Source organism: Actinosynnema sp. NPDC091369, from assembly GCF_044757065.1.
Lineage (GTDB): Bacteria > Actinomycetota > Actinomycetes > Mycobacteriales > Pseudonocardiaceae > Actinosynnema.
Genome location: NZ_JBIVUG010000005.1, coordinates 427,559 through 446,741, shown reverse-complemented (window position 1 = coordinate 446,741; position 19,183 = coordinate 427,559). Strand labels below are relative to the sequence as shown.

At 72.5% G+C, this 19,183-nt stretch carries 14 protein-coding genes and 2 pseudogenes; 11 read left to right on the top strand and 5 right to left on the bottom strand.

The window, feature by feature from the left end:
• Positions 1-24 precede the first annotated feature (24 nt).
• The 3 genes from ACIQMJ_RS21940 (at position 25) to ACIQMJ_RS21930 (ending at position 2,453) form a co-directional block, all read left to right on the top strand.
• Positions 25-813 (top strand): MBL fold metallo-hydrolase, encoded by a 789-nt coding sequence (locus tag ACIQMJ_RS21940; protein WP_499762848.1) that lies wholly within the window; start codon positions 25-27, stop codon positions 811-813.
• Positions 814-969: 156 nt separating this feature from the next.
• A complete protein-coding gene (locus ACIQMJ_RS21935; protein WP_499762847.1) occupies positions 970-1,530 on the top strand; it encodes a hypothetical protein in 561 nt (186 codons plus the stop codon).
• Positions 1,518-2,453, top strand: coding sequence for a hypothetical protein (locus ACIQMJ_RS21930; RefSeq protein ID WP_499762846.1), 936 nt, complete (start codon positions 1,518-1,520; stop codon positions 2,451-2,453). Before ACIQMJ_RS21935 ends, ACIQMJ_RS21930 begins: the two co-directional genes overlap by 13 nt.
• 4 nt (positions 2,454-2,457) lie before the next feature.
• Here the strand turns inward: ACIQMJ_RS21930 and ACIQMJ_RS21925 are convergent, their stop codons facing one another.
• Complete coding sequence (locus ACIQMJ_RS21925; protein WP_499762845.1) at positions 2,458-3,492, bottom strand: LacI family DNA-binding transcriptional regulator; 1,035 nt, start codon at positions 3,490-3,492, stop codon at positions 2,458-2,460.
• A gap of 272 nt (positions 3,493-3,764) precedes the next feature.
• On the opposite strand from ACIQMJ_RS21925, the gene ACIQMJ_RS21920 reads away from it, so the two are divergent.
• From ACIQMJ_RS21920 to ACIQMJ_RS21905, 4 genes are read left to right on the top strand one after another with little or no spacing between them, the layout of a single operon-like run.
• The gene (locus ACIQMJ_RS21920) at positions 3,765-5,012 is read left to right on the top strand and encodes an ABC transporter substrate-binding protein (RefSeq protein WP_499762844.1); all 1,248 of its coding nucleotides are present in this window, start codon (positions 3,765-3,767) and stop codon (positions 5,010-5,012) included.
• Positions 5,012-5,932: a carbohydrate ABC transporter permease gene (locus ACIQMJ_RS21915; protein ID WP_499762843.1), complete on the top strand. Its 921-nt coding sequence runs from the start codon at positions 5,012-5,014 to the stop codon at positions 5,930-5,932. The genes ACIQMJ_RS21920 and ACIQMJ_RS21915 overlap by 1 nt, the downstream gene beginning before the upstream one ends.
• A gap of 9 nt (positions 5,933-5,941) precedes the next feature.
• On the top strand, positions 5,942-6,820 hold the full coding sequence (locus ACIQMJ_RS21910; RefSeq protein ID WP_499762842.1) for a carbohydrate ABC transporter permease: 879 nt from the start codon (positions 5,942-5,944) through the stop codon (positions 6,818-6,820).
• Positions 6,817-8,187 (top strand): GH1 family beta-glucosidase, encoded by a 1,371-nt coding sequence (locus tag ACIQMJ_RS21905; RefSeq protein ID WP_499762841.1) that lies wholly within the window; start codon positions 6,817-6,819, stop codon positions 8,185-8,187. The genes ACIQMJ_RS21910 and ACIQMJ_RS21905 overlap by 4 nt, the downstream gene beginning before the upstream one ends.
• Positions 8,188-8,260: 73 nt before the next feature.
• Here ACIQMJ_RS21905 and ACIQMJ_RS21900 read toward each other — a convergent pair whose 3' ends face one another.
• Positions 8,261-9,055, bottom strand: a complete 795-nt coding sequence (locus tag ACIQMJ_RS21900) for a DUF3152 domain-containing protein (RefSeq protein ID WP_499762840.1) — start codon at positions 9,053-9,055, stop codon at positions 8,261-8,263.
• Positions 9,052-10,629, bottom strand: coding sequence for a putative glycoside hydrolase (locus ACIQMJ_RS21895; RefSeq protein ID WP_499762839.1), 1,578 nt, complete (start codon positions 10,627-10,629; stop codon positions 9,052-9,054). Before ACIQMJ_RS21895 ends, ACIQMJ_RS21900 begins: the two co-directional genes overlap by 4 nt.
• A 129-nt stretch (positions 10,630-10,758) precedes the next feature.
• Between ACIQMJ_RS21895 and ACIQMJ_RS21890 the strand changes: the two genes are divergently transcribed.
• On the top strand, positions 10,759-11,802 hold the full coding sequence (locus ACIQMJ_RS21890; protein WP_499762838.1) for a polysaccharide deacetylase family protein: 1,044 nt from the start codon (positions 10,759-10,761) through the stop codon (positions 11,800-11,802).
• 165 nt (positions 11,803-11,967) lie between these two features.
• Here ACIQMJ_RS21890 and ACIQMJ_RS21885 read toward each other — a convergent pair whose 3' ends face one another.
• Together ACIQMJ_RS21885 and ACIQMJ_RS21880 are read right to left on the bottom strand one after the other, a co-directional pair.
• Positions 11,968-13,974, bottom strand: coding sequence for a hypothetical protein (locus ACIQMJ_RS21885; RefSeq protein ID WP_499762837.1), 2,007 nt, complete (start codon positions 13,972-13,974; stop codon positions 11,968-11,970).
• Between the two features lie 97 nt (positions 13,975-14,071).
• Positions 14,072-14,569, bottom strand: coding sequence for a hypothetical protein (locus ACIQMJ_RS21880; protein WP_499762836.1), 498 nt, complete (start codon positions 14,567-14,569; stop codon positions 14,072-14,074).
• Between the two features lie 145 nt (positions 14,570-14,714).
• Between ACIQMJ_RS21880 and ACIQMJ_RS21875 the strand changes: the two genes are divergently transcribed.
• From ACIQMJ_RS21875 to ACIQMJ_RS21865, 3 genes and pseudogenes are all read left to right on the top strand, one after another.
• Positions 14,715-16,757, top strand: coding sequence for a DNA gyrase/topoisomerase IV subunit B (locus ACIQMJ_RS21875; RefSeq protein WP_499762835.1), 2,043 nt, complete (start codon positions 14,715-14,717; stop codon positions 16,755-16,757).
• 30 nt (positions 16,758-16,787) lie between these two features.
• Positions 16,788-18,116, top strand: a pseudogene (locus ACIQMJ_RS21870) (DNA gyrase subunit A); the annotation flags it as partial.
• A 6-nt stretch (positions 18,117-18,122) separates the two neighbouring features.
• Positions 18,123-19,010: pseudogene (locus ACIQMJ_RS21865) on the top strand (LAGLIDADG family homing endonuclease); the annotation flags it as partial.
• Between the last annotated feature and the right edge of the window lie 173 nt (positions 19,011-19,183).

Genomic DNA, 19,183 nt, shown 5'->3' with positions numbered 1-19,183 from the left:
TCCGCGTGCGGGCACCCCGCCGCCATGAACTCGCTGTTCTTCGTCGGCAACGCGACCACGGTGCTGAGGTTGGGGCCGTTCACGCTGCTCACCGACCCCAACTTCCTGCGCCGCGGCCAGTGGACCCACATCGGTCAGGGCGTCCTGGCCCGGCGGCTGGCGGACCCGGCCGTGGGGATCGGCGAGCTGCCACCGGTGGACGCGGTCGTGCTGTCGCACTTCCACGGCGACCACTTCGACCGGATCGCCGCCCGCCGCCTGGACCGCGACCTGCCGGTCCTGACCACGCCGCACGCCGCGCGCAGGCTGGCGCGGCGCGGGTTCCGGGAGCCGGTCGCGCTGTCCACGTGGGCCGACCTGAGCCTGCGCAAGGACGACGCGAGCCTCACCGTGACGGCGCTGCCCGGTCGGCACGCGCGCGGCCGGCTGGCCCGGCTGCTGCCGCCGGTCATGGGCAGCATGGTCGAGTACCGGGCCACGCCCACCGCGACGCCGTTGCGGCTCTACATCAGCGGCGACACCCTGGTGCACGACGACCTGCGCGAGATCCGCGAGCGCTACCCGTCCATCGACGTCGCGGTGCTGCACCTGGGCGGCACCAGGGTGCTCGGGGTGCTGCTCACCATGGACGGCGAGCAGGGCGTGGACCTGGTGGAGATGCTGCGGCCCCGGCAGGCGGTGCCGGTGCACTTCGACGACTACAGCGTGATGAAGTCCCCGCTGTCGGAGTTCGTCGCCGAGGTCGAGCGCCGGAAGCCTCCGGTCGCCGTGTCGTACGTCGACCGGGGCGCGACGTTCACCCTGCCCGGCTGACCCCCGCGCATCATGACGGGATGTATCCAGGCGCTGCTCCGAAACTCCTAACGGGTGAACCCATAAGGAGTAACAGGGGTGGTGAGGCCCATGAGGTGGCTGACCGGAGGATCGTTCACGATCCTGGCTTGCGCAGTGGTGGTCGGGTGCGCCGGAGTGCCCGGCACACCGACGTCGCAACAGGGTGAGGGCAACCGGCCCGCCGACTCGACGACACCGGAGCACCCCACCCACGGCACAGCGCACGCGCCCGGCACGCAGCCCGTGCCGCCCCAACCGCAGATCCCCAGCCCGCGCGTCCCGCCGAGGACGACCGACGCCCTGCCCGGCGTGCCCGGCAGCCCGATCAAGTACGACACCACCGAGCTGCTCGGCACCGACGCGGCGGGGACGAAGGCGACGATCGAGGAGAGGATCCGCGGCAACCGGGGGTGCGACCGGGACCTGTGCGGCGTCACCGTCGTCGTCACCCCCCGGCCCGGCGGGAAGTGCGTCTCGGAGATCTCGCCGGGCGGGCCTCCCGGCGGCGGTCCCGCGAGCGTGCAACCCGGTGGAACGGTGCGGGTCTACCAGGGCACGCCGTGCTTCGGCGAGACCATCGGGGAAACGACGTCGTCGGAGGGGGCCACGCCCGTCCACCCGACGCCCGAGGTCACCCCCGAGTCGACCCCTGAGCCGACCACCGGGACGACGGGCAGCGGGCCGTGGCCGCGGTGACCGCCCGCCGGAGCGCGAGCCCGGCGCAGCCCGTGACCGACCCGGTCGTGCCGCAGACCGGGCCGGCGCGGGCGTTGCGGATCCTGGCGTCGGTGGTCGCCAACACCACGCTGCTCACCGCGCTGCTGTACTTCTTCGGCCTGGTCGCCACGCAGGTCTTCTTCGCCCACTTCCGGGTGCACTACACGCTGCTCAGCCAGACACCCGACGAGGTGCTGGCCCGCGGGGCGGACGGGTTGTTCCTGCCGCTGGCCGGCATCGCGATCGCCGTCCTGGCCGTCACGTTCCTGGTCCGGTACGTGCGCACCCGGCTGTCCGCGCGGCAGTGGGCGGCGTTGCTGCGGGTGTGCACGCCGACCGCCGCCGTGCTCGGCCTCGCCCTGCTCGCGGTCACCGCGCCGATCACCGTCCACCCCGAGCCGTTCCGCGTCTACCCGGGCGTGCCGGGCCTGGGGTTCGCGGTCGGCATCGTGCTGCTGGCGTTCGCGTGGCGGCGGTGGAGCACGACCGCCGGACGCGGTCGCAAGCGCGCGCGGTTCGGCGTCGCGGAGTCGGTGGCCGCGTTCCTGCTGGTCAGCATCGGCCTGTTCTGGGCGGTCGGCGACTACTCCAGCGCGGTCGGCACGCGGCGCGGGTTCGAGGTCGAGGCCCGGGTGCCGGACATGCCCGGGGTGGTCGTCTACAGCGGGGACGGCCTGAACCTGACCGGCGACGGCGTGCGCCAGGTCGCGTGCGGGCAGCCCGACGGCGCGTACAAGTACCGCTACGACGGGCTGAAGCTGCTGTTGCAGTCCGGCGGCCAGTACGTGTTCCTGCCCGCCACCTGGCGGTCGTCGGAGGGCACCGCGTTCGTCGTGCCCCGCACCGACTCGCTGCGGTTGGAGTTCGGGCCGCCGGGGAGCACGCCGCCGCCGCTCTGCTGACCGCTCACCGACTGGAGGAGCGCACCACCAGCCGGGTCGGCAGGAACGCGGGCGCGGGCTTCTCCCCGCCGTGCACCATGGTCAGCACGGCTCGCGCCGCGGCCACCCCGATCCCGGCCTTGTCCTGCGCCAACGTGGTCAGCGGCGGGTCCACCAGCGCGGCCAGCTCAATGTCGTCGAACCCCACCACCGCCAGGTCCTCCGGCACCAGCAGCCCCGCGTGGCGCGCGGCCAGCAGCGCGCCCACCGCCATCTCGTCGCTCGCGCAGAACACCGCCGTCGGCGGCTCCGGCAACGCGATCAGCGACCGCATCGCCGACTGGCCGCTGGGCCGGTAGTAGTCGCCCTCCACCACGTACTCCGGCGGCACGGCCAGGCCCGCCTCGGTCATCGCCGCGCGGAAGCCGTCCAGCCGGTCCACCGCCGGCCGGTTGGCCCGCGGCCCGGTGATCGTGGCGATGCGGCGGTGGCCCGCGTCGACCAGGTGCCGCACCGCCATCGCCGCGCCGCCGACGTTGTCCGACGTCACGTACGTCGCCCGCGGCCCGTCGACGTCCACGTCCACCGCCACGCACGGCAGCCCGGACTGGGCGAACGCGGCGAACGCCGGGGCGTCCGAGCCGCTGTCGATGAGCACCAGCCCGCCCAGGTGGTGCCGCCGGGTCATGTTCACGTACGCCACCGGGTCCGCCAGCGACGCGCCGACCGCCCGCAACGCCGCCGACCCGCTCGTGGCCAGCATCAGCAGGTGGTAGCCGTGCGCGCTCAACGCCGACTTCAACCCGATCAGCAGCTCCTGGAGGTACGGGTGCCGCCAGCCGGGCCTGCGGTGGTCGGTGTCCCACACCAGGCCGATCAGCCCGGACCGCTTCGTGGCCAGCGCGCGCGCCGACTCGTTGGGCCGGTAGTCCAGCTCGCGGGCCACCCGCTCGACCACTTCGCGCTTTTCCTTGCTCACCGTCAGCGGCCGGTTGAAAACGCGTGAAACGGTCGCCACGGACACCCCGCACAGCTGGGCGATCTCACGGATCGTGGTCATCTCCCGCCCTTTCTTTGTAACCGGTTTCAAGCGTTCAGCCGGTGCGTCCTGACCAGGGTGGACACGGTATCACCTGCGGAAACGCCGAAGGCTCGGAACGGCCCGGTTATCGGTTCGTTACTTGACGGTGTCGCGGACCGGGGCTGTCATGTACACCACACCGGCCGGACGCACGTCCCGGTCGAATTCGCCGGAAACCCCCGGAACAACCCCGTGGGTCTCCGGCGTGCCCGAAAACGGCCCGCTTAGTGATGGAGAGGGAGAGCCGCGTTATGAAACGAACTCCGACCTTGGTCGGCGCCGGCCTGCTGGCCGCCGCCCTGGTCGCCGCCGGCTGCGGCAGCGGCGCGAGCGACGGCAAGACCAGGATCACCATCGGGCTGTTCGGCAACTTCGGCTACCAGCAGCTGTTCGAGGAGTACGAGAAGGCGCACCCGGACGTCGACATCACCGACCGCACCGCCTCCTACTCCGACCACCACAAGAACCTCGCCGCCCACCTCGCCACCAACAACGGCGCGGCGGACATCGAGGCCGTCGACGTCGGCTACATCAACCAGTTCAAGGCCAACCCCGGCCAGTTCGTCGAGCTGAGCGCCGACGTCAAGGACCGCTGGCTGGACTGGAAGTGGGAGGGCTCGCTGTCCAAGGACGGCAAGCAGATCGGCTACGGCACCGACGTCGGCGGCCTGGCCATCTGCTACCGCCGCGACCTGTTCGAGGCCGCCGGCCTGCCGTCCGACCGCGACCAGGTCTCCGCGCTGTGGCCCACGTGGGAGCAGTTCATGGCCACCGGCAAGCAGTTCGCGGCCAAGGCACCGGCGGGCGCCAAGTTCTTCGACGGCGGCCCCACCGTGCTCAACGCGATCGTCGGCCAGGCGCCCACCGGCTACTACGACAAGAACGACAAGATCGTGGTCGGCGACAACGCCGACATCAGGAAGGGCTGGAACCTGGTCGCCCAGGGCGTGGCCGACGGCCTGTCCGCCGGGCTGCTGCACAGCACCCCGCAGTGGAACACCGGCTTCAAGCAGGGCCAGTTCGCCACCCTGGCCTGCCCGGCGTGGATGATGGCCAAGATCAAGGACCAGGCGCCCGACACCGCGGGCAAGTGGGACCTCGCGGCCGTGCCCGGCGGCGGCGGCAACTGGGGCGGCTCCTACCTGACCGTGCCCAAGCAGGGCAAGAACACCGACAAGGCCGTCGCGCTCGCCGCGTGGCTCACCGCGCCCGAGCAGCAGGCCAAGGTCTTCGCCAGCGCGGGTCTGCTGCCGTCCGCGCCGAAGCTCTACAGCGAGGAGTCGGTGGCCAAGAAGCAGGACCCGTTCTTCAACAACGCGCCCGTCGGCAAGGTCTTCACCGACGCCGCCCGCGCGCTGAAGCCGCAGTACCAGGGTCCCAAGGCCGGTGACGTGCAGACCGAGATGGGCAACGCCATGCAGCGCGTCGAGCAGGGCAAGCAGAGCCCGGACGAGTCGTGGAACCAGTTCGTGGGCGACGTCAAGAGGCTCGAGAGCTGATGAAGACGGACTGGCGCGAACGCCGCCACCGGTGGGACATCCGGTACGCGCCGTACGCCTACATCGCGCCGTACTTCCTGCTGTTCGCGGTGTTCGGCCTGTTCCCCCTGCTCTACACCGGCTGGGTGTCGATGCAGGACCGCAACCTGCTCGACGGCGACGCGGCCACGTTCGTCGGCGTGGACAACTACGTCCAGCTGCTCACCGCGGACCCGTACTTCTGGAACGCGATGGGCAACACGCTGAGCCTGTGGCTGCTCACCACCGTCCCGCAGATCCTGTTCGCGCTCGGCATCGCGCAGCTGCTCAACCGGCGGCTGCGCGGCCGGACGTTCTTCCGGATGGGCGTGCTGCTGCCGAACATCACCTCGGTGGCGGCGGTCACGATCATCTTCGCGCAGCTCTTCGGCCGTGACTTCGGCCTGATCAACTGGGTGCTGGAGCTGTTCGGCGCGGGCCGGATCGACTGGCAGGCGGGCACCGGCAGCTCCCACACCGCCATCGCCGCGATGGTGGTGTGGCGCTGGACCGGCTACCACGCGCTGATCTTCCTGGCCTCCATGCAGGCCATCCCGACCAGCGTGTACGAGGCGGCCCGGCTGGACGGCGCGAGCGCGTGGCAGCAGTTCTGGCGCATCACCGTGCCCATGCTGCGGCCGCAGATCATCTTCTCCACCGTGATCGCCACCGCGGGCAACATGCGGCTGCTGGCCGAGCCGCTGCTGTTCAACCCCGGCGCGGCCGCCGCGACCGGCGGCTCGGACCGGCAGTTCCAGACCGCCGCGCTCTACCTCTACGAGCAGGGCTTCGCGAAGTTCGACTTCGGCTACGCGTCGGCCATCGCCTGGCTGCTGCTCATCGCGACGGTCGTCATCACCGGGTTGAGCTACCTGGCCGCACGCCGCATCCGGACGGACTGAGAGGACACCATGACCACCGTGCTCGAACCGCTGGCGCCCGACGCGCCCGCGCCGTCCGGGCGGCGCAGGGCGTTGCGGATGCCCGGACCGTGGACCTACGCGGCGCTGATCGCGGTGCTCGCCGGGTCGGCGTTCCCCGTGTACTGGTCGCTCGTGGTGTCCTCGCAGACGCCGGACAAGGTGGACAGCGTGCCGCCCGTGCTCGTGCCGGGCGGCAACCTGTTCGCGAACATCGCGCGGGTGTTCGACCAGTCGGACTTCGCGCTGGCGATGATGAACTCGCTGATCGTGTCGGGGACCATCACCGTGTCGGTGGTGTTCTTCTCCACCCTGGCGGGCTTCGCCTTCGCCAAGCTGAAGTTCCGCGGCCGGTCGGCGCTCATGCTGCTCGTCGTCGCCACCCAGGCGGTGCCCACCGAGCTGGGCGTCATCCCGCTCTACATGATGATGAGCGACTTCGGCTGGGCCGGCGAGATCCACGCGGTCATCGTGCCCGGCCTGGTGACGGCGTTCGGCGTGTTCTTCATGCGGCAGTACTTCGAGCGGGCCGTGCCCGACGAGCTGCTGGAAGCGGGCCGCATGGACGGGTGCAGCTCGTTGCGCCTGTACTGGAACGTGGTCCTGCCCGCCGCCCGCCCGGCCGCCGCCGTCCTCGGCCTGTTCACCTTCATGCAGGCGTGGAACGACTTCTTCTGGCCGCTGGTCGTGCTGACGCCGGAGAACCCCACCGTGCAGACCGCCCTGTCCACCCTGGCCAGCGGCTACACCACCGACTACACCCTCGTGCTCACCGCGGCGACCATCGGCACCGTGCCGGTGCTCGCGGTGTTCCTCCTGTTCGGCCGGCAGATCGTCGGCGGGATCATGCAAGGAGCTCTCAAAGGATGACCGACTTCCCCCAAGGATTCCGCTGGGGCGTCGCCACATCGGCCTACCAGATCGAAGGGGCCGTGGACGCCGACGGGAGAGGACCGTCGATCTGGGACGCGTTCGGCTCGGTGCCGGGCGCGGTCGCCGGCGGCGACACCGGTGCGGTCGCGTGCGACCACTACCACCGCGTGCCGGAGGACCTGGCGCTGCTCGGCGAGCTCGGCGTGGACGCCTACCGGTTCTCCGTGGCGTGGCCGCGGATCCTGCCCACCGGCGCCGGCCGGGTCGAGCAGCGCGGCCTGGACTTCTACCGCCGGCTGGTCGACGGCCTGCTGGAGCGGGGCATCGAGCCGTTCCTCACCCTCTACCACTGGGACCTGCCGCAGGCGCTGGAGGAACTGGGCGGCTGGCGCTCGCGCGACACGGCGCACCGGTTCGCCGAGTACGCCGCCGTCGTGCACGACGCGCTGGGCGACCGGGTCACCAAGTGGACCACGTTCAACGAGCCGTACGTGTCCTCGATCGTCGGCTACGGCGAGGGCAGGCACGCGCCCGGCGCGCGGGAGGGCCACGGCTCCCTCGCCGCCGCGCACCACCTGATGGTGGCGCACGGGCTCGCGGTCCAGGCCATGCGCGGCACCGCCGGCCACGAGTTCGGCATCGTGCTCAACCAGTCGCCGTCGACCCCGGTCACCTCGTCGGACGCCGACGTCGCCGCCGCGCGCCGGCACGACCTGCTGCTGCGCCGCCAGTTCACCGAACCGCTGTTCGCGGGCCGCTACCCCGACGACTACGAGGAGACGTTCGCGGGCGTCACGGACCTGTCGTTCCGACAGGACGGCGACCTGGAGCTGATCTCCACGCCGCTGGACTACGTGGGCATCAACTACTACTACCGCCAGCACGTGGCCGACGCGCCGCACCGCGACCCGGACCCGGCCACCCGCACGTCGATCGACATCGGCATCGACACCACCCGCCTGCCGGACGTGCCGCGCACCGCGATGAACTGGCCGGTCGAGCCGGACGGCCTCACCCAGACGCTGGTCGGGCTGAAGGAGCGCTACCCCGACCTGCCGCCGGTGTACGTCACCGAGAACGGGTGCGTGTACCCGGACAACCCCGGTTTCGTCGACCAGGAGCGCATCGAGTTCCTGCGCACCCACCTCGCGGCGGCGCACGACGCGCTCACCGCCGGGGTCGACCTGCGCGGCTACTTCGTGTGGTCGTTCCTGGACAACTTCGAGTGGGCGCACGGCTACAAGCACCGGTTCGGCCTGGTGCACGTCGACTACGACACGCTGGTCCGCACGCCCAGGGCGAGCTTCCACTGGTACCGCGACCTGGTCGCCGAGCAGCGGGCCAGGACGGCCGCTGCGGGGTGACCCGCGTGGCTGCCGTCGCGCGGAGGCGCGTCCGCGCGACGGCAGTCGTGCCCCCGGGTCGTGCCCACGACCCTCACGGCCACGGGTTCGGCGCGCACGCCTTCCCGTCGGGGGTGACCGCGACGCCCTGGTCGCTGCCGGTGGTGATCGAGGCCAGGCCGTCGTTGTCCACGCTCAGCGTCTGCTGCATCATCACGGGCGCCGGCGCGCCGTCGGCCGGGCACACCTCGTGGCCGTGGCCCAGGAAGTGCCCCACCTCGTGGTTCACCGCGTAGATCCGGTAGCCGCGCAGGTCACCGCCGTAGGTGTGGGCGCCGCGGAACCAGCGCGCCGTGCTCAGGTGCACGATCGACCCGATCCGGCACGACGTGTCGTAGGGCAGCTCGAACCCGCACAGCGACCGCGCCGTCCGCTGCGACGTCAACCGGATGCGCAGCTCCGGCTCCTCGTCGCCGCCCACCCGCCGGAACGAGTGCCGCGCCGACCACCCGCGCGGGTGCCGCAACGCGTGGTCCACCACCGCCGCGAACGAGTCGTCGCCGTGCGGCAGCACCACCCCGTCCTCCACCTCGATGGCGTACGGGGTGCCGGACTTCCCACCCGCGCCGGACGGCGGCACCACGTGCCACGTGCCCGAGCCGTGCTCGGGGAACGGCGGGCCGGGCGGCAGGTCGGCGCCGGAGCGCAACGCCTCGACCCGCGGCGCGCTGCCGTCGCGGTCGGCCGGGGCGGGCGTGGTGGCCACGACGCCGGACGCGGGCCACGCCACGGTCGTCGTACGCGCCTCCGTGCCGACGTCCAGCGCCACCACCGCGGTCGCCGCCAGGCCCAACCCGGTCAGGTAGGGCAGCAGGGTCATCGACCTCATGCGGGCTCCAAGCCGGCCGAGCCGTAGGCGCAGGCGGCGTTCCACAGCAGGAACGACGGCGCGCCCGCGTCCGCCGACGCCCGCACCTGCGCCTGCACCTCACCCGGGCCGTAGTTGTGGCCCAGCGAGAACGCCTGCAACCACGGGATCACCGTCGCGCCGGTGTCCTTCGTCATGCCGACGAAGTCCGCGACCGACGCCCGCACGATCTCGTACGGCTGGGCGTTCGGGTTGGGCACGCCGTACTCGTTCGGCCCCCAGTGCGACGGGTAGACCATCGGCGAGACGTAGTCCACGTGCGCCGCGATGGCCGGGATGTCCTGCGCGACGTCCGTCGGGCTGTGCGCGGCGATGCCGAACACCGACGCGCCCAGGTACGCGCCGTGCTTGCGCACCGCCGCCCGGTTCTCCTTCAGGAAGTCCACGATGGACTGCTCCGGGCTGGTGGCCAGGCCCGGGAACACCATCTGCCCCAGCGGGCCGTCCGGCCGCCGCACGTAGTCGTACAGGACGTCGTCGAAGCCCAGCGCCGCGGCCTCCTCGGCGATCGCCGTGTTGTACGCGCGCACCTCGGGGTTGGCGAAGTTGGTGAACGCGTACTCGCCGTAGTGCGCCGACCAGGGCGCGCCGGACGAGTTCTGCGCCACGCGGTCGCGCGCGCCCGACTGCCACGACGCCTTGCCCAGCACCGGGTCGCGGAACGCCACCAGCCGGCCGACCACCCGCAGGTTCAGCTTGTGCAGCTCCTCGACCGCCGCGCGGGCGTCGTAGTAGTTGCGGGTCGCGCCGATCTGCCGGGCCAGCGGCACCTGCGAGTCGTAGCCGATCTCGCCGCTCTCGTCCTTGATGTCGAGCTGCACGGTGTCGATGCGGCCCTCGCGCGCCATCGCCAGCACCGGGTCGCGCAACGACGCCGTCGCCCACGCGGCGGCGCTCATGTGCACGCCGCGCATCCCCGGGTGGGTGACCTTCACCGGGACCTCGTGGCGCTGCGCGTTGCCCGCCGCGTCGGTGGCCTCGACCCGGACGCTGGCGGGCACCTCCCGCAACGACGCCTCGAACCGGCCGTCGCGCAGCTCCACCCGCTGGTCGCCGACCTTGACCGAGTCCGCGCCGTCCGCGCTGCCCTTCACCGTCACCGGTCCGCGCGGCGACGCGGCCTCCACCACGTCGACCTTCAACGCGGGCGGTGTCGCGTCCACGGTGAACTCGCGCAGCACCTCCACGTCGGGCATCCACGGCAGCGGGTTGGCCGCCCGCACGGCCAGCGTGTGCCTGCCCTCGGCGAGCTTCACCCCGGTCAACGTCATGCGGCCGTCACCGCGCCGCGCCTGCACCGGCTGTCCGTCCACTTGCACGGTGACACGGTCGAGCCCGCCGACCTCCGCGGTGGTGATGGACACGCGCTCTACACCCGAAGGAGTGACAGCGCTGCCGTCGCCCAGCTCGGCGACGGCGAGCCCGACGCCGCGGCCGTGCACGATCGTCGTGACGACCCCCGCGATCAGCAGCAGCACCACCACGCCGACCACGGGGATCAGCACGCGCTTGAGCTTCCGGGGCGAATCCGACATCGGGCGACTCCGATCTGGGCACGGCTGCGGTTACCAGCGACTTGACCGGGCGACACCGGACCAAACCGAAGGTCATCCGAAGGGGTGTACCCCGGTGTCGACCCGCCCGCCACGCGGAACCATCCGGTGGTGAACACCACGTCGCGGAGGCCGGTCCGGACCCTCGTGGCGCTGCTCGCGGCCGTGTGCTGCGGGTGCGCCACCCACCCCGCGGCGGAGCCGCCCGACCAGGCCGCGGCGCAGCTGCCCGCGCCGTCCTCGGCCGCCCCGCCGTCGTCCTCAGCGCCGCCCGACCCGGCGGCCGTGGGCGCGAACGAGCTCGGCCAGGTGCCGATCCTGATGTACCACCGGCTGGTGGAGCGGACGTCGTCGGTCTACGACCGGACACCCGCCGCGTTCCGGGCCGAGCTGGAGCGGCTGGCCGCCGAGGGGTACGTGCCGGTGACGACCGCCGAGTACGCGACCGGGCGGATCGACCTGCCGGCGGGCGCGCACCCGGTCGTGCTGACCTTCGACGACGGTGACGCGACCCAGTTCGCGCTGGGACCGGACGGCCGACCCGCGCCCGGCACGGCCATCGCCATCCTGCTGGACGTGGCCGCGCGGCACCCCGGCTTCCGGCCGGTGGCGAGCCTGTACGTCAACGCCGGCCCGTTCGCGTCACCGGACGGCGCGGCGCTGCGCTGGCTGCGCGACCACGGCTTCGAGATCGGCAACCACACCCGTGACCACACCAACCTGGCGTCGGCCGGCGACCGGGGCGTGCAGGAGGCGATCGCGTCCGGGCAGCGGGAGATCCAGCGGGCCCTGCCCGACTACCGGGTGTCCAGCCTGGCGCTGCCGTTCGGCGCGATCCCGGCGAACGGCGCGCTCGCCCTGCGCGGCGGCGCCGACGGCACGTCGTACGAGTACGCGTGCGTGCTGATGGTCGGCGCGGGACCCGCGCCGTCACCGTTCGCGGCCGACTTCGACCCGGCCCTCACGCCCCGCATCCGCTCGCAGGACCCGACCGGCGAGGACGCCCGCTACGGCTCCGCGGTGTGGCTGGACCAGCTGGCCGCCGCGCCGGGGCAGCGCTACACCTCCGACGGCGTGCCGGACCGCATCTCCTACCCGGCCTCGGCCGGCGTCACGCCCGCACCCCGGTTCGCCGACCGGGCGGTCGCCTACTGAGCTCGCGCACCGGCCCGGTCGGGGGGCGGCCCGACCGGCGCGGCACGCCGAGCCGGACTCCCGACCGACCCGGCGACCTGCCGAGACCTACCCGCGTCGGGCCGACGCGTTCGCCTGCCGACCCGGCCGGCACCACCCGACGCGTCCGCCGGCCGAACCTGGGTCTCACGCCGTGGCGCGGGCGTGGTTGCGCAGGGCCACGGCGGCCCGTTCCAGGCTCCCCAGCACGCCCGGCGGCAGCTCGTGGTGGCGGCCCACGACCTCCTGGGCCATCACCTGCATCGGCGCGGACTCCTCCGCCTCCACCACCGCGAGCACCTTGAACGCCGTCCCCGGCGCGAACACCACCCGCTCCTGGATCACGCTGCCGAACGAGTCGACCACCGACACCCGCCGACCCGTCACCGACCAGAGCAGGAACTCCACCCGCCCGTCGACCGGCACCGCGGGCCCCGCCACCGTGTTGAGCAGACCGTGCTCCACCAGCACGTCACCCGTGCGGAACCGGCGCTCGTCACCCCAGCACACCGTCACGCCCTGGTGCACCGGCAGCCGCCGCAGCCCCGACACGACCGACGCCGCGTAAGGCCACAGCCGGCCCAGCTTCCCGCTGCGCAACGCCTCGACCAGGATCTCCTCGTCGTTGCGCAGGCACGCCGACACCGCCGCGAGGTCCGTCACCACCGCCTCGAACGCCTCCGGGTCGTCCGGGCGCTCCACGATGTGCCGGCACGCCACCGCCGCGTGCTCGCCGTACCGCTCGCCCAGCATCCGGCGCAGCGCGTCGCGCTCCGGCTCGGTGCTGCGGTGGTCGACCGGCACGACCTCCTCGCCCGCCCGCTCGCCCCACTCCGGCGCGGGGGAGTCCGCCAGCGGGCCGTCGACGCTCAGCGGCACCGGCTCGTCGACCGCCACCAGCGGCGGCGGCTCCTCGGCCACCGGCGGGCGCGGCATCGGCGTCGGGTCGCAGAACACGACCTTCAGCAGCCGCCGCACCTCCGGCTCCAGCCGTTCCACCAGCGACGCGCCCGCCACCGCGACGGCGCCCGCCGTCGTGCGACCGGGCGTGCCGACGGTCAACCGGGCCCACTCCGGGTCCACCGGCAGCGACCGCACCTCGGGACCGTTGTCCTCCGCCTCGCGCACCCACAGCCCGGACGGCACGACCTCCAGCACCACGCCGCCGCCCAGGTCGTACACGCCCGGGTTGCGCTCCACCAGCCCCGGCACCGGCACCCGGTACCCGGAGACGACCGGCGCGCCGGCCGGCGGGTAGCGGACCTCGGTCACGTACGGCCGCCACGTCTGCTGCCCGCGCGGGTTCACCGCGACCACGGCCGCGCCGTGGCGCTGCGACCCCACCGGCAGGCCCGTGTACAGCGAGATCGGCTCGCCGAGCTGGTCGGCCACCGCCTGCGCCTGGTGCTCGCCGCCGTACCAGACCAGCCGCACCCGCGACCGCGCCGCCGACGGCAGCCCGCCCAGCAGGCGGCACACCTCGTCCACCGGGATCGGCGGCTGGCCCGGACCGCCGACCACGACGGTCAGCACGTCGTCCCGGCACGGCAGCCCGATCACCGCCCGCGCGTCCGGCGCCTGCGGGTCGAACTGCGCCCGTTGCGCCCGCAGCCACAGCCCCGCCGGGATCGGCTCGGAGATCCCCACGTCACCCGTCGGCCACGGCGAGTTCGGGTCGATCGCCTCCCAGTTCGGCACCGGGAACCGGCGACCCATCGGCACCGGCGACGCTCCGGGCAGGAACCGCAGCCAGCAGCCGTACCCGCCGGTGCCGGCGACGAACGCCACGCCCGGCACCGAGGTGACCGCGCCGTCCGGCGCCACCACCTCGGTCTGCAGCTGCTCGGACAGCCACTGCGCGGGCGCGGTCGGCCGCATCGAGCCGGAGTGCGGCGTCATCAGCCGCACCGGCCCCCTGCCCTGCAACGCGGCGGCCACGACCGGCCAGAACGACGTCTCGTCGCCGTGGGGCGGGTCGACGACCACGACCGTGCGACCGCGGTCCACCGGCAGGCCGCGGGCGAGCGCCACCGCGGCCGGACCGGCCCCACCGGGCGGCCCCACCACCAGCGTCGCCCCCGCGAACGAGGCCGAGAACTGTGCCGGCGGTGGTGCGGGCGGCGCGGTCTGGACCATGGGCTCTCGCTCGACCACCGGCTCCACCTGCGGGGCACGCTCCTTCGGTGCGGCACGTCGGAACTTCAAGGCGCCCGATCACCTCCATGCACGACAGTGCGGGAACGGCAGCACTCTACGCGGGTGGCACCCGATCGGGGGAAGCCGCACTCCGCCCGCGCTCGTCCACAGTGGACCGCAGCACGGCGCCGACCAGCGCGCCGAACGCCACGTGGTCGGCCCACTGCGCGGCCCGGTGCAGCTCCCGGACCGCCGGGAACCGCCGCCCGAGCACCTCCAGGTCCACCACCGCGATCACCGCCCCGGCCACCGCGCCCGTCCGCGCGCCCAACGGCCACCGCCGGTCCACCGCCGCCAGCACCGCCGTCCAGAACGCCGACACGCCGAGGTGGACGATCGCGCCGCGGATCACACCCGTGCCGCCGAGCAGGGACGCCGCGGCCCGCGTCGAACGCAGAACGTCACCACCGGTCGACAGCGCGTGCACGGTCGACGGCACGCCGCTCAGCGCCGACGCGACCAGCCACGCCCGCACCAGGCGTGATCCGGACCCGCACCGGGTACCCGGCACCGGCGAATCCGGTCGGGCGCTCTTGCTCCGTTCTGATTCCATGTTCGAACCTGTGTTCGAGTATGACAAGATCACGGGTGCACCACCGACACCGTAATCGGTCACGGGGACCCGCGCGGCCCGCCCGCGTTCCTCGGCTACCGTGAACGCCGCTCGACACACGCCACGACCTGGGGAGAACGACCCGGTGACCGCTGAGATCCTGTACGGGGCCGACGACCTGACCCACCTGGAGGGTCTGGAGGCGGTACGCAAGCGCCCCGGCATGTACATCGGGTCCACCGACAGCAGGGGCATCAACCACCTCTTCACCGAGGTGGTCGACAACTCCACCGACGAGGGCGTGGCCGGCCACGCGACCAAGGTGGTCGTCACCCTGCACGCCGACGGCAGCGTCCAGGTCGACGACGACGGCCGCGGCATCCCCACCGGCATCCACGCCAAGTCCGGCCTGTCCGGCGTCGAGCTCGTGCTCACCCGGCTGCACGCGGGCGGCAAGTTCGGCGGCTCCGGCTACAAGACCTCCGGCGGCCTGCACGGCGTCGGCGCGTCCGCCGTCAACGCCCTGTCCCACCGCTTCGACGTCGTCGTGCGCCGCGAGGGCAAGACGCACGAGATGTCGTTCGCCCACGGCGTCCCCGGTGTGTTCGACGGACCCGGCCCCGATGCCGCCTTCACCCGCCAGTCCGGCCTGCGCGTCACCGGCCGCACCAAGCGCACCGGCACGTCCATCCGCTACTGGTACGACTCGCGCTACTTCGAGAACGGCGCCGCGCTCGACGTCGAGGCCGTCCGCACGAAGCTGCGCAACACCGCGTTCCTCGTGCCCGGCGTCACCTACGTGCTGCGCGTCGCCACCGACGACGCGATCAGCGAGGAGACGTTCCACTACCCGGGCGGCCTGGTCGACATGGTCGACTTCCTCGCCCCGAGCAGCGACAAGCCGGTCACCGGCACCCTGCTCATCACCGGGGACGGCGTCTACCACGAGAACGCGGCCGACGAGAACGGCGTGATGCGGTCCAAGGTGGAACGCCACGCCGAGGTCGAGATCGCGCTGCGCTGGGGCACCGGCTACGAGCGCACCGTCGAGTGCTTCACCAACACGATCCGCAACGTCCACGGCGGCACCCACCGCCGCGGCTTCGAGCGCGCCGTGCTCAAGGCGATACAGGACGCCATCGGCAAGACCAGGGGCCTGCTCAAGCCCAAGGAGGACCCGCCGACCCTGGACGACGTCCTCGAGGGCATGACCGCCGTCGTCCACGTCCGCATCCCGGAACCGCAGTTCACCTCCCAGACCAAGGACGAGCTGTCCACCGCGGGCATCACCAAGGTGACGCTCGGCGTGGTCGAGAAGCACCTCAAGACCTGGACCGAGGACCGCCGCACCAAGGGCGAGGCCAAGATCGTCCTGCAGAAGGTCGTCGACGCCTCCCGCGTCCGCCTCACGCAGAAGCAGCAGAAGGACGCCGCGCGCCGCAAGACCGCCCTCGAAGGCGCCGCGATGCCCGCGAAGCTGGTCGACTGCCGCACCACCGGCGTGGCCCGCAGCGAGCTGTTCCTCGTGGAGGGCGACAGCGCCCTCGGCTCGGCTCGCATGGCGCGCGTGTCGGAGTACCAGGCGCTGCTGCCGCTGCGCGGCAAGATCCTCAACGTGCAGAAGGCCAGCCTGGCCGACACCCTGCGCAACGCCGAGATCGCCAGCATCGTGCAGGTCCTCGGCGCGGGCACCGGGCGGACGTTCGACCTGGGCACCATGCGCTACGGCCGGGTGATCCTGATGGCCGACGCGGACGTCGACGGCTCGCACATCCGCACGCTGCTGATCACCCTGTTCGCGAAGTACATGCGGCCGGTCATCGAGGACGGGCGGCTGTACGCGGCGATGCCGCCGCTGCACAAGGTGATGACCAAGGGCCGCAACCCGGAGACCCACTTCACCTTCAGCCAGCGCGAGATGGAGCAGAAGGTCGCCCGGCTGGAGAAGGCCGGCAAGACGGTGGTCAAGCCGGTGCCCCGGTTCAAGGGCCTGGGCGAGATGGACGCGGACGAGTTGTGGGAGACCACGATGAACCCCGCCACCCGCTCGGTGCGCCGCATCACCATGCACGACGCCGAAGCCGCCGAGGCCGCGCTGGAGCTGCTGATGGGGGAGAAGGTCGAGCCGCGCCGGGCGTGGCTCGTCGAGTCGGCCGCCCGGGTCGACCAGTCCGCGATCGACGTCTGACACGCCTGACACACGAGGGAACGACCGACCATGGCACGCCGCAAGACCCCCACGACCAGGGTCGACCCGTCCGCCTTCGACCGCGCGGGCGCCCAGGTCTTCGACAACTCCCTGACCACCGAGATCGAGGACTCCTACCTGGAGTACGCCTACTCGGTGATCCACTCGCGGGCGCTGCCCGACGCGCGGGACGGCCTCAAGCCGGTGCACCGCCGGATCCTGTTCTCCATGAACGAGCAGGGTTACCGCCCGACCAGCGCGTACGTGAAGTCGTCGCGCGTGGTCGGCGACTGCTTCGTGCGCGGCGCGCTCGTCTCGACGCCCGAGGGCCTGCGGCCGATCGAGCGGATCGAGGTCGGTGACCTGGTGCTGGACGGCCGGGGCGAGCCGGTCGCGGTCGCCGAGGTCTACGAGAACCCCGTGTCGGACCTGGTGCGCGTCACCTGGTCGGACGGGCACTCGATGCTCGTCACGCCCGGCCAGCGGTTCCACACCGGTGCCGGCTGGGCCGACGCCGACTGGACCGCGGCCCGCGACCTCGCGGGCGTCCGCACGGCCGGGTTCGGCGCCGAGCGGCACGCCACCCTGCTCGCCGACGGCGACGCGACCGGGTTCGTGCTCGGCCTGCTCGCCGCGTCCGGCGAGGCGCTGGCCGACGGGCGGGTGCGGCTGGAGTCCGACGACGTCGACGCGATCGACACCGCGCACGGCTGGGCCATCGCGCACGACGTGACCACCTCCCGGGAGAAGGACGGTGACCGGCTCGCGCTCACCTTCGCCCGGCACCCCGCGCTCGCCGCGGCCGTGACCGGCCGGCTGGACACCGTGCTGCGCGACCGCTCGGCGTGGACGCCGTTCCTCGCGGGCCTGTTCGTCGCCGCGGGCCGGGTCCGCGACGGCATCGTGCTGCCCGGCGGTGACGCCGAGTACGCCGTGCTGGCCGACGCGGGCATCCGGGCCCGGCGTGACGCGACGACCCTGACGGTCACCGGCCGGGACGCGGCGGCGCTCGCCGTGGCCCTGCTGCGCTGGACCGGTGTCGGCCCGCGCCAGGACGGCCTGGTCCGGGTGATCCGCGCCGCCCGCCACGCCGAGGACGAGCCGTTCCCGCACGTGGTGTCGGTCGAACCGGCCGCGCCGGACACCACCTACGACATCCAGGTCGCGAGCCCCGAGCACGCGTTCGTGGTCAGCGGGTTCGTCGTGCACAACTGCATGGGCAAGTACCACCCGCACGGCGACACGGCGATCTACGACGCGATGGTCCGCCTGGCACAGGACTTCTCGCTGAACACCCCGTTGATCGACGGGCACGGCAACTTCGGTTCCCCGGACGACGGACCGGCGGCCAGCCGCTACTGCGTCGTGGGTGATACCCGAATCCGGCTCGCCGATGGTGGCAGCCCGCGCATCGCCGACTTGGTGAACCTTCCCGCGGATTCCGAAGCCGATGCCGATTTCGAGGTGTTGGACAAGGACGGCAAGGCCGTGCGGGTCGACAAGGTGTTCAACTCCGGTGTGCACCCGACCCTCCGGATGACGACCAAGTCCGGTTTCTCGGTGCGGGGAAGCGAGAACCACCTCGTCCTGTGCCTGGAAGCCCCGATGGGTGTGCCGATCTTCCAGTGGCGGCGGCTCGACGAGTTGCGGCCGGGAGCGGTCGTCGCGGTCGCCCGGAACGCGTGGTCGCAGGTGGTGCCGACGGCGCAGGAGTACATGCTGGGTGTGCTCGGCGGAGCCTGGGTGTCGGAGGGTTTCGCCAGTGTGAACCGGGCCGGGTTCAACAACACCGACGAACACTTCTTCAACGAGGTGCTCCATGCCTACGACCAGGTGGTCGGGGGCAAGCGTTACGTGTCCGAACGTCAGACCCGTCGGGATCGCAAGCTGATCCGGGAACTCGACGTGCAGGAGCACGCGGGCGGTATGGAGGCGTTCCGCAACAGTCCGCTGGCGGAGTTCATCGGACACCAGGCACGCGACAAGTTCGTGCCCGAGTTCGTGTGGACCGGTGGCTGGGGGGTCAAGCGCGCTTTCCTGATGGCGGCGTTCGAAGGTGACGGCGGTTGTCGTGAGGCGGACAACGGCTTCACGATCCAGTACACGACCTACAGCGCCACACTGGCCGCGCAGATGCAGGAATTGCTGGCGGAGTTCGGCGTGATCGCCGTTCAGCGCCAGTACCGGCGTCCCAGCGGTTCGGTCGAGCACCGCCTGGTGGTGTCCGGGCTTCGCAATGTCCGCGCCTTCGCCGAACGGGTCGGCTTCCTCAGGACCAAGCAGGCCAAGCTCGACTCCTTGCTCCGGCGGTCTCCGCTGCGGACGCACCGGTTGAGCGCCGACCGGGTGCCGTTCGTCGCCGAGTACGTGCGCGCCGCCCTCGACTTCGACCGCCGGGGCAGTGGCCGCAAGTGGCTGACCCAGCA

Excerpts from the sequence above, each read along its gene's own strand:
- ACIQMJ_RS21940 (WP_499762848.1), top strand. The coding sequence starts at position 25 with ATGAACTCGCTGTTCTTCGTCGGCAACGCGACCACGGTGCTGAGGTTG.
- ACIQMJ_RS21900 (WP_499762840.1), bottom strand. The coding sequence starts at position 9,055 with ATGAGGTCGATGACCCTGCTGCCCTACCTGACCGGGTTGGGCCTGGCG.
- ACIQMJ_RS21920 (WP_499762844.1), top strand. The coding sequence starts at position 3,765 with ATGAAACGAACTCCGACCTTGGTCGGCGCCGGCCTGCTGGCCGCCGCC.
- ACIQMJ_RS21925 (WP_499762845.1), bottom strand. The coding sequence starts at position 3,492 with ATGACCACGATCCGTGAGATCGCCCAGCTGTGCGGGGTGTCCGTGGCG.
- ACIQMJ_RS21905 (WP_499762841.1), top strand. The coding sequence starts at position 6,817 with ATGACCGACTTCCCCCAAGGATTCCGCTGGGGCGTCGCCACATCGGCC.
- ACIQMJ_RS21915 (WP_499762843.1), top strand. The coding sequence starts at position 5,012 with ATGAAGACGGACTGGCGCGAACGCCGCCACCGGTGGGACATCCGGTAC.
- ACIQMJ_RS21910 (WP_499762842.1), top strand. The coding sequence starts at position 5,942 with ATGACCACCGTGCTCGAACCGCTGGCGCCCGACGCGCCCGCGCCGTCC.
- ACIQMJ_RS21880 (WP_499762836.1), bottom strand. The coding sequence starts at position 14,569 with ATGGAATCAGAACGGAGCAAGAGCGCCCGACCGGATTCGCCGGTGCCG.
- ACIQMJ_RS21895 (WP_499762839.1), bottom strand. The coding sequence starts at position 10,629 with ATGTCGGATTCGCCCCGGAAGCTCAAGCGCGTGCTGATCCCCGTGGTC.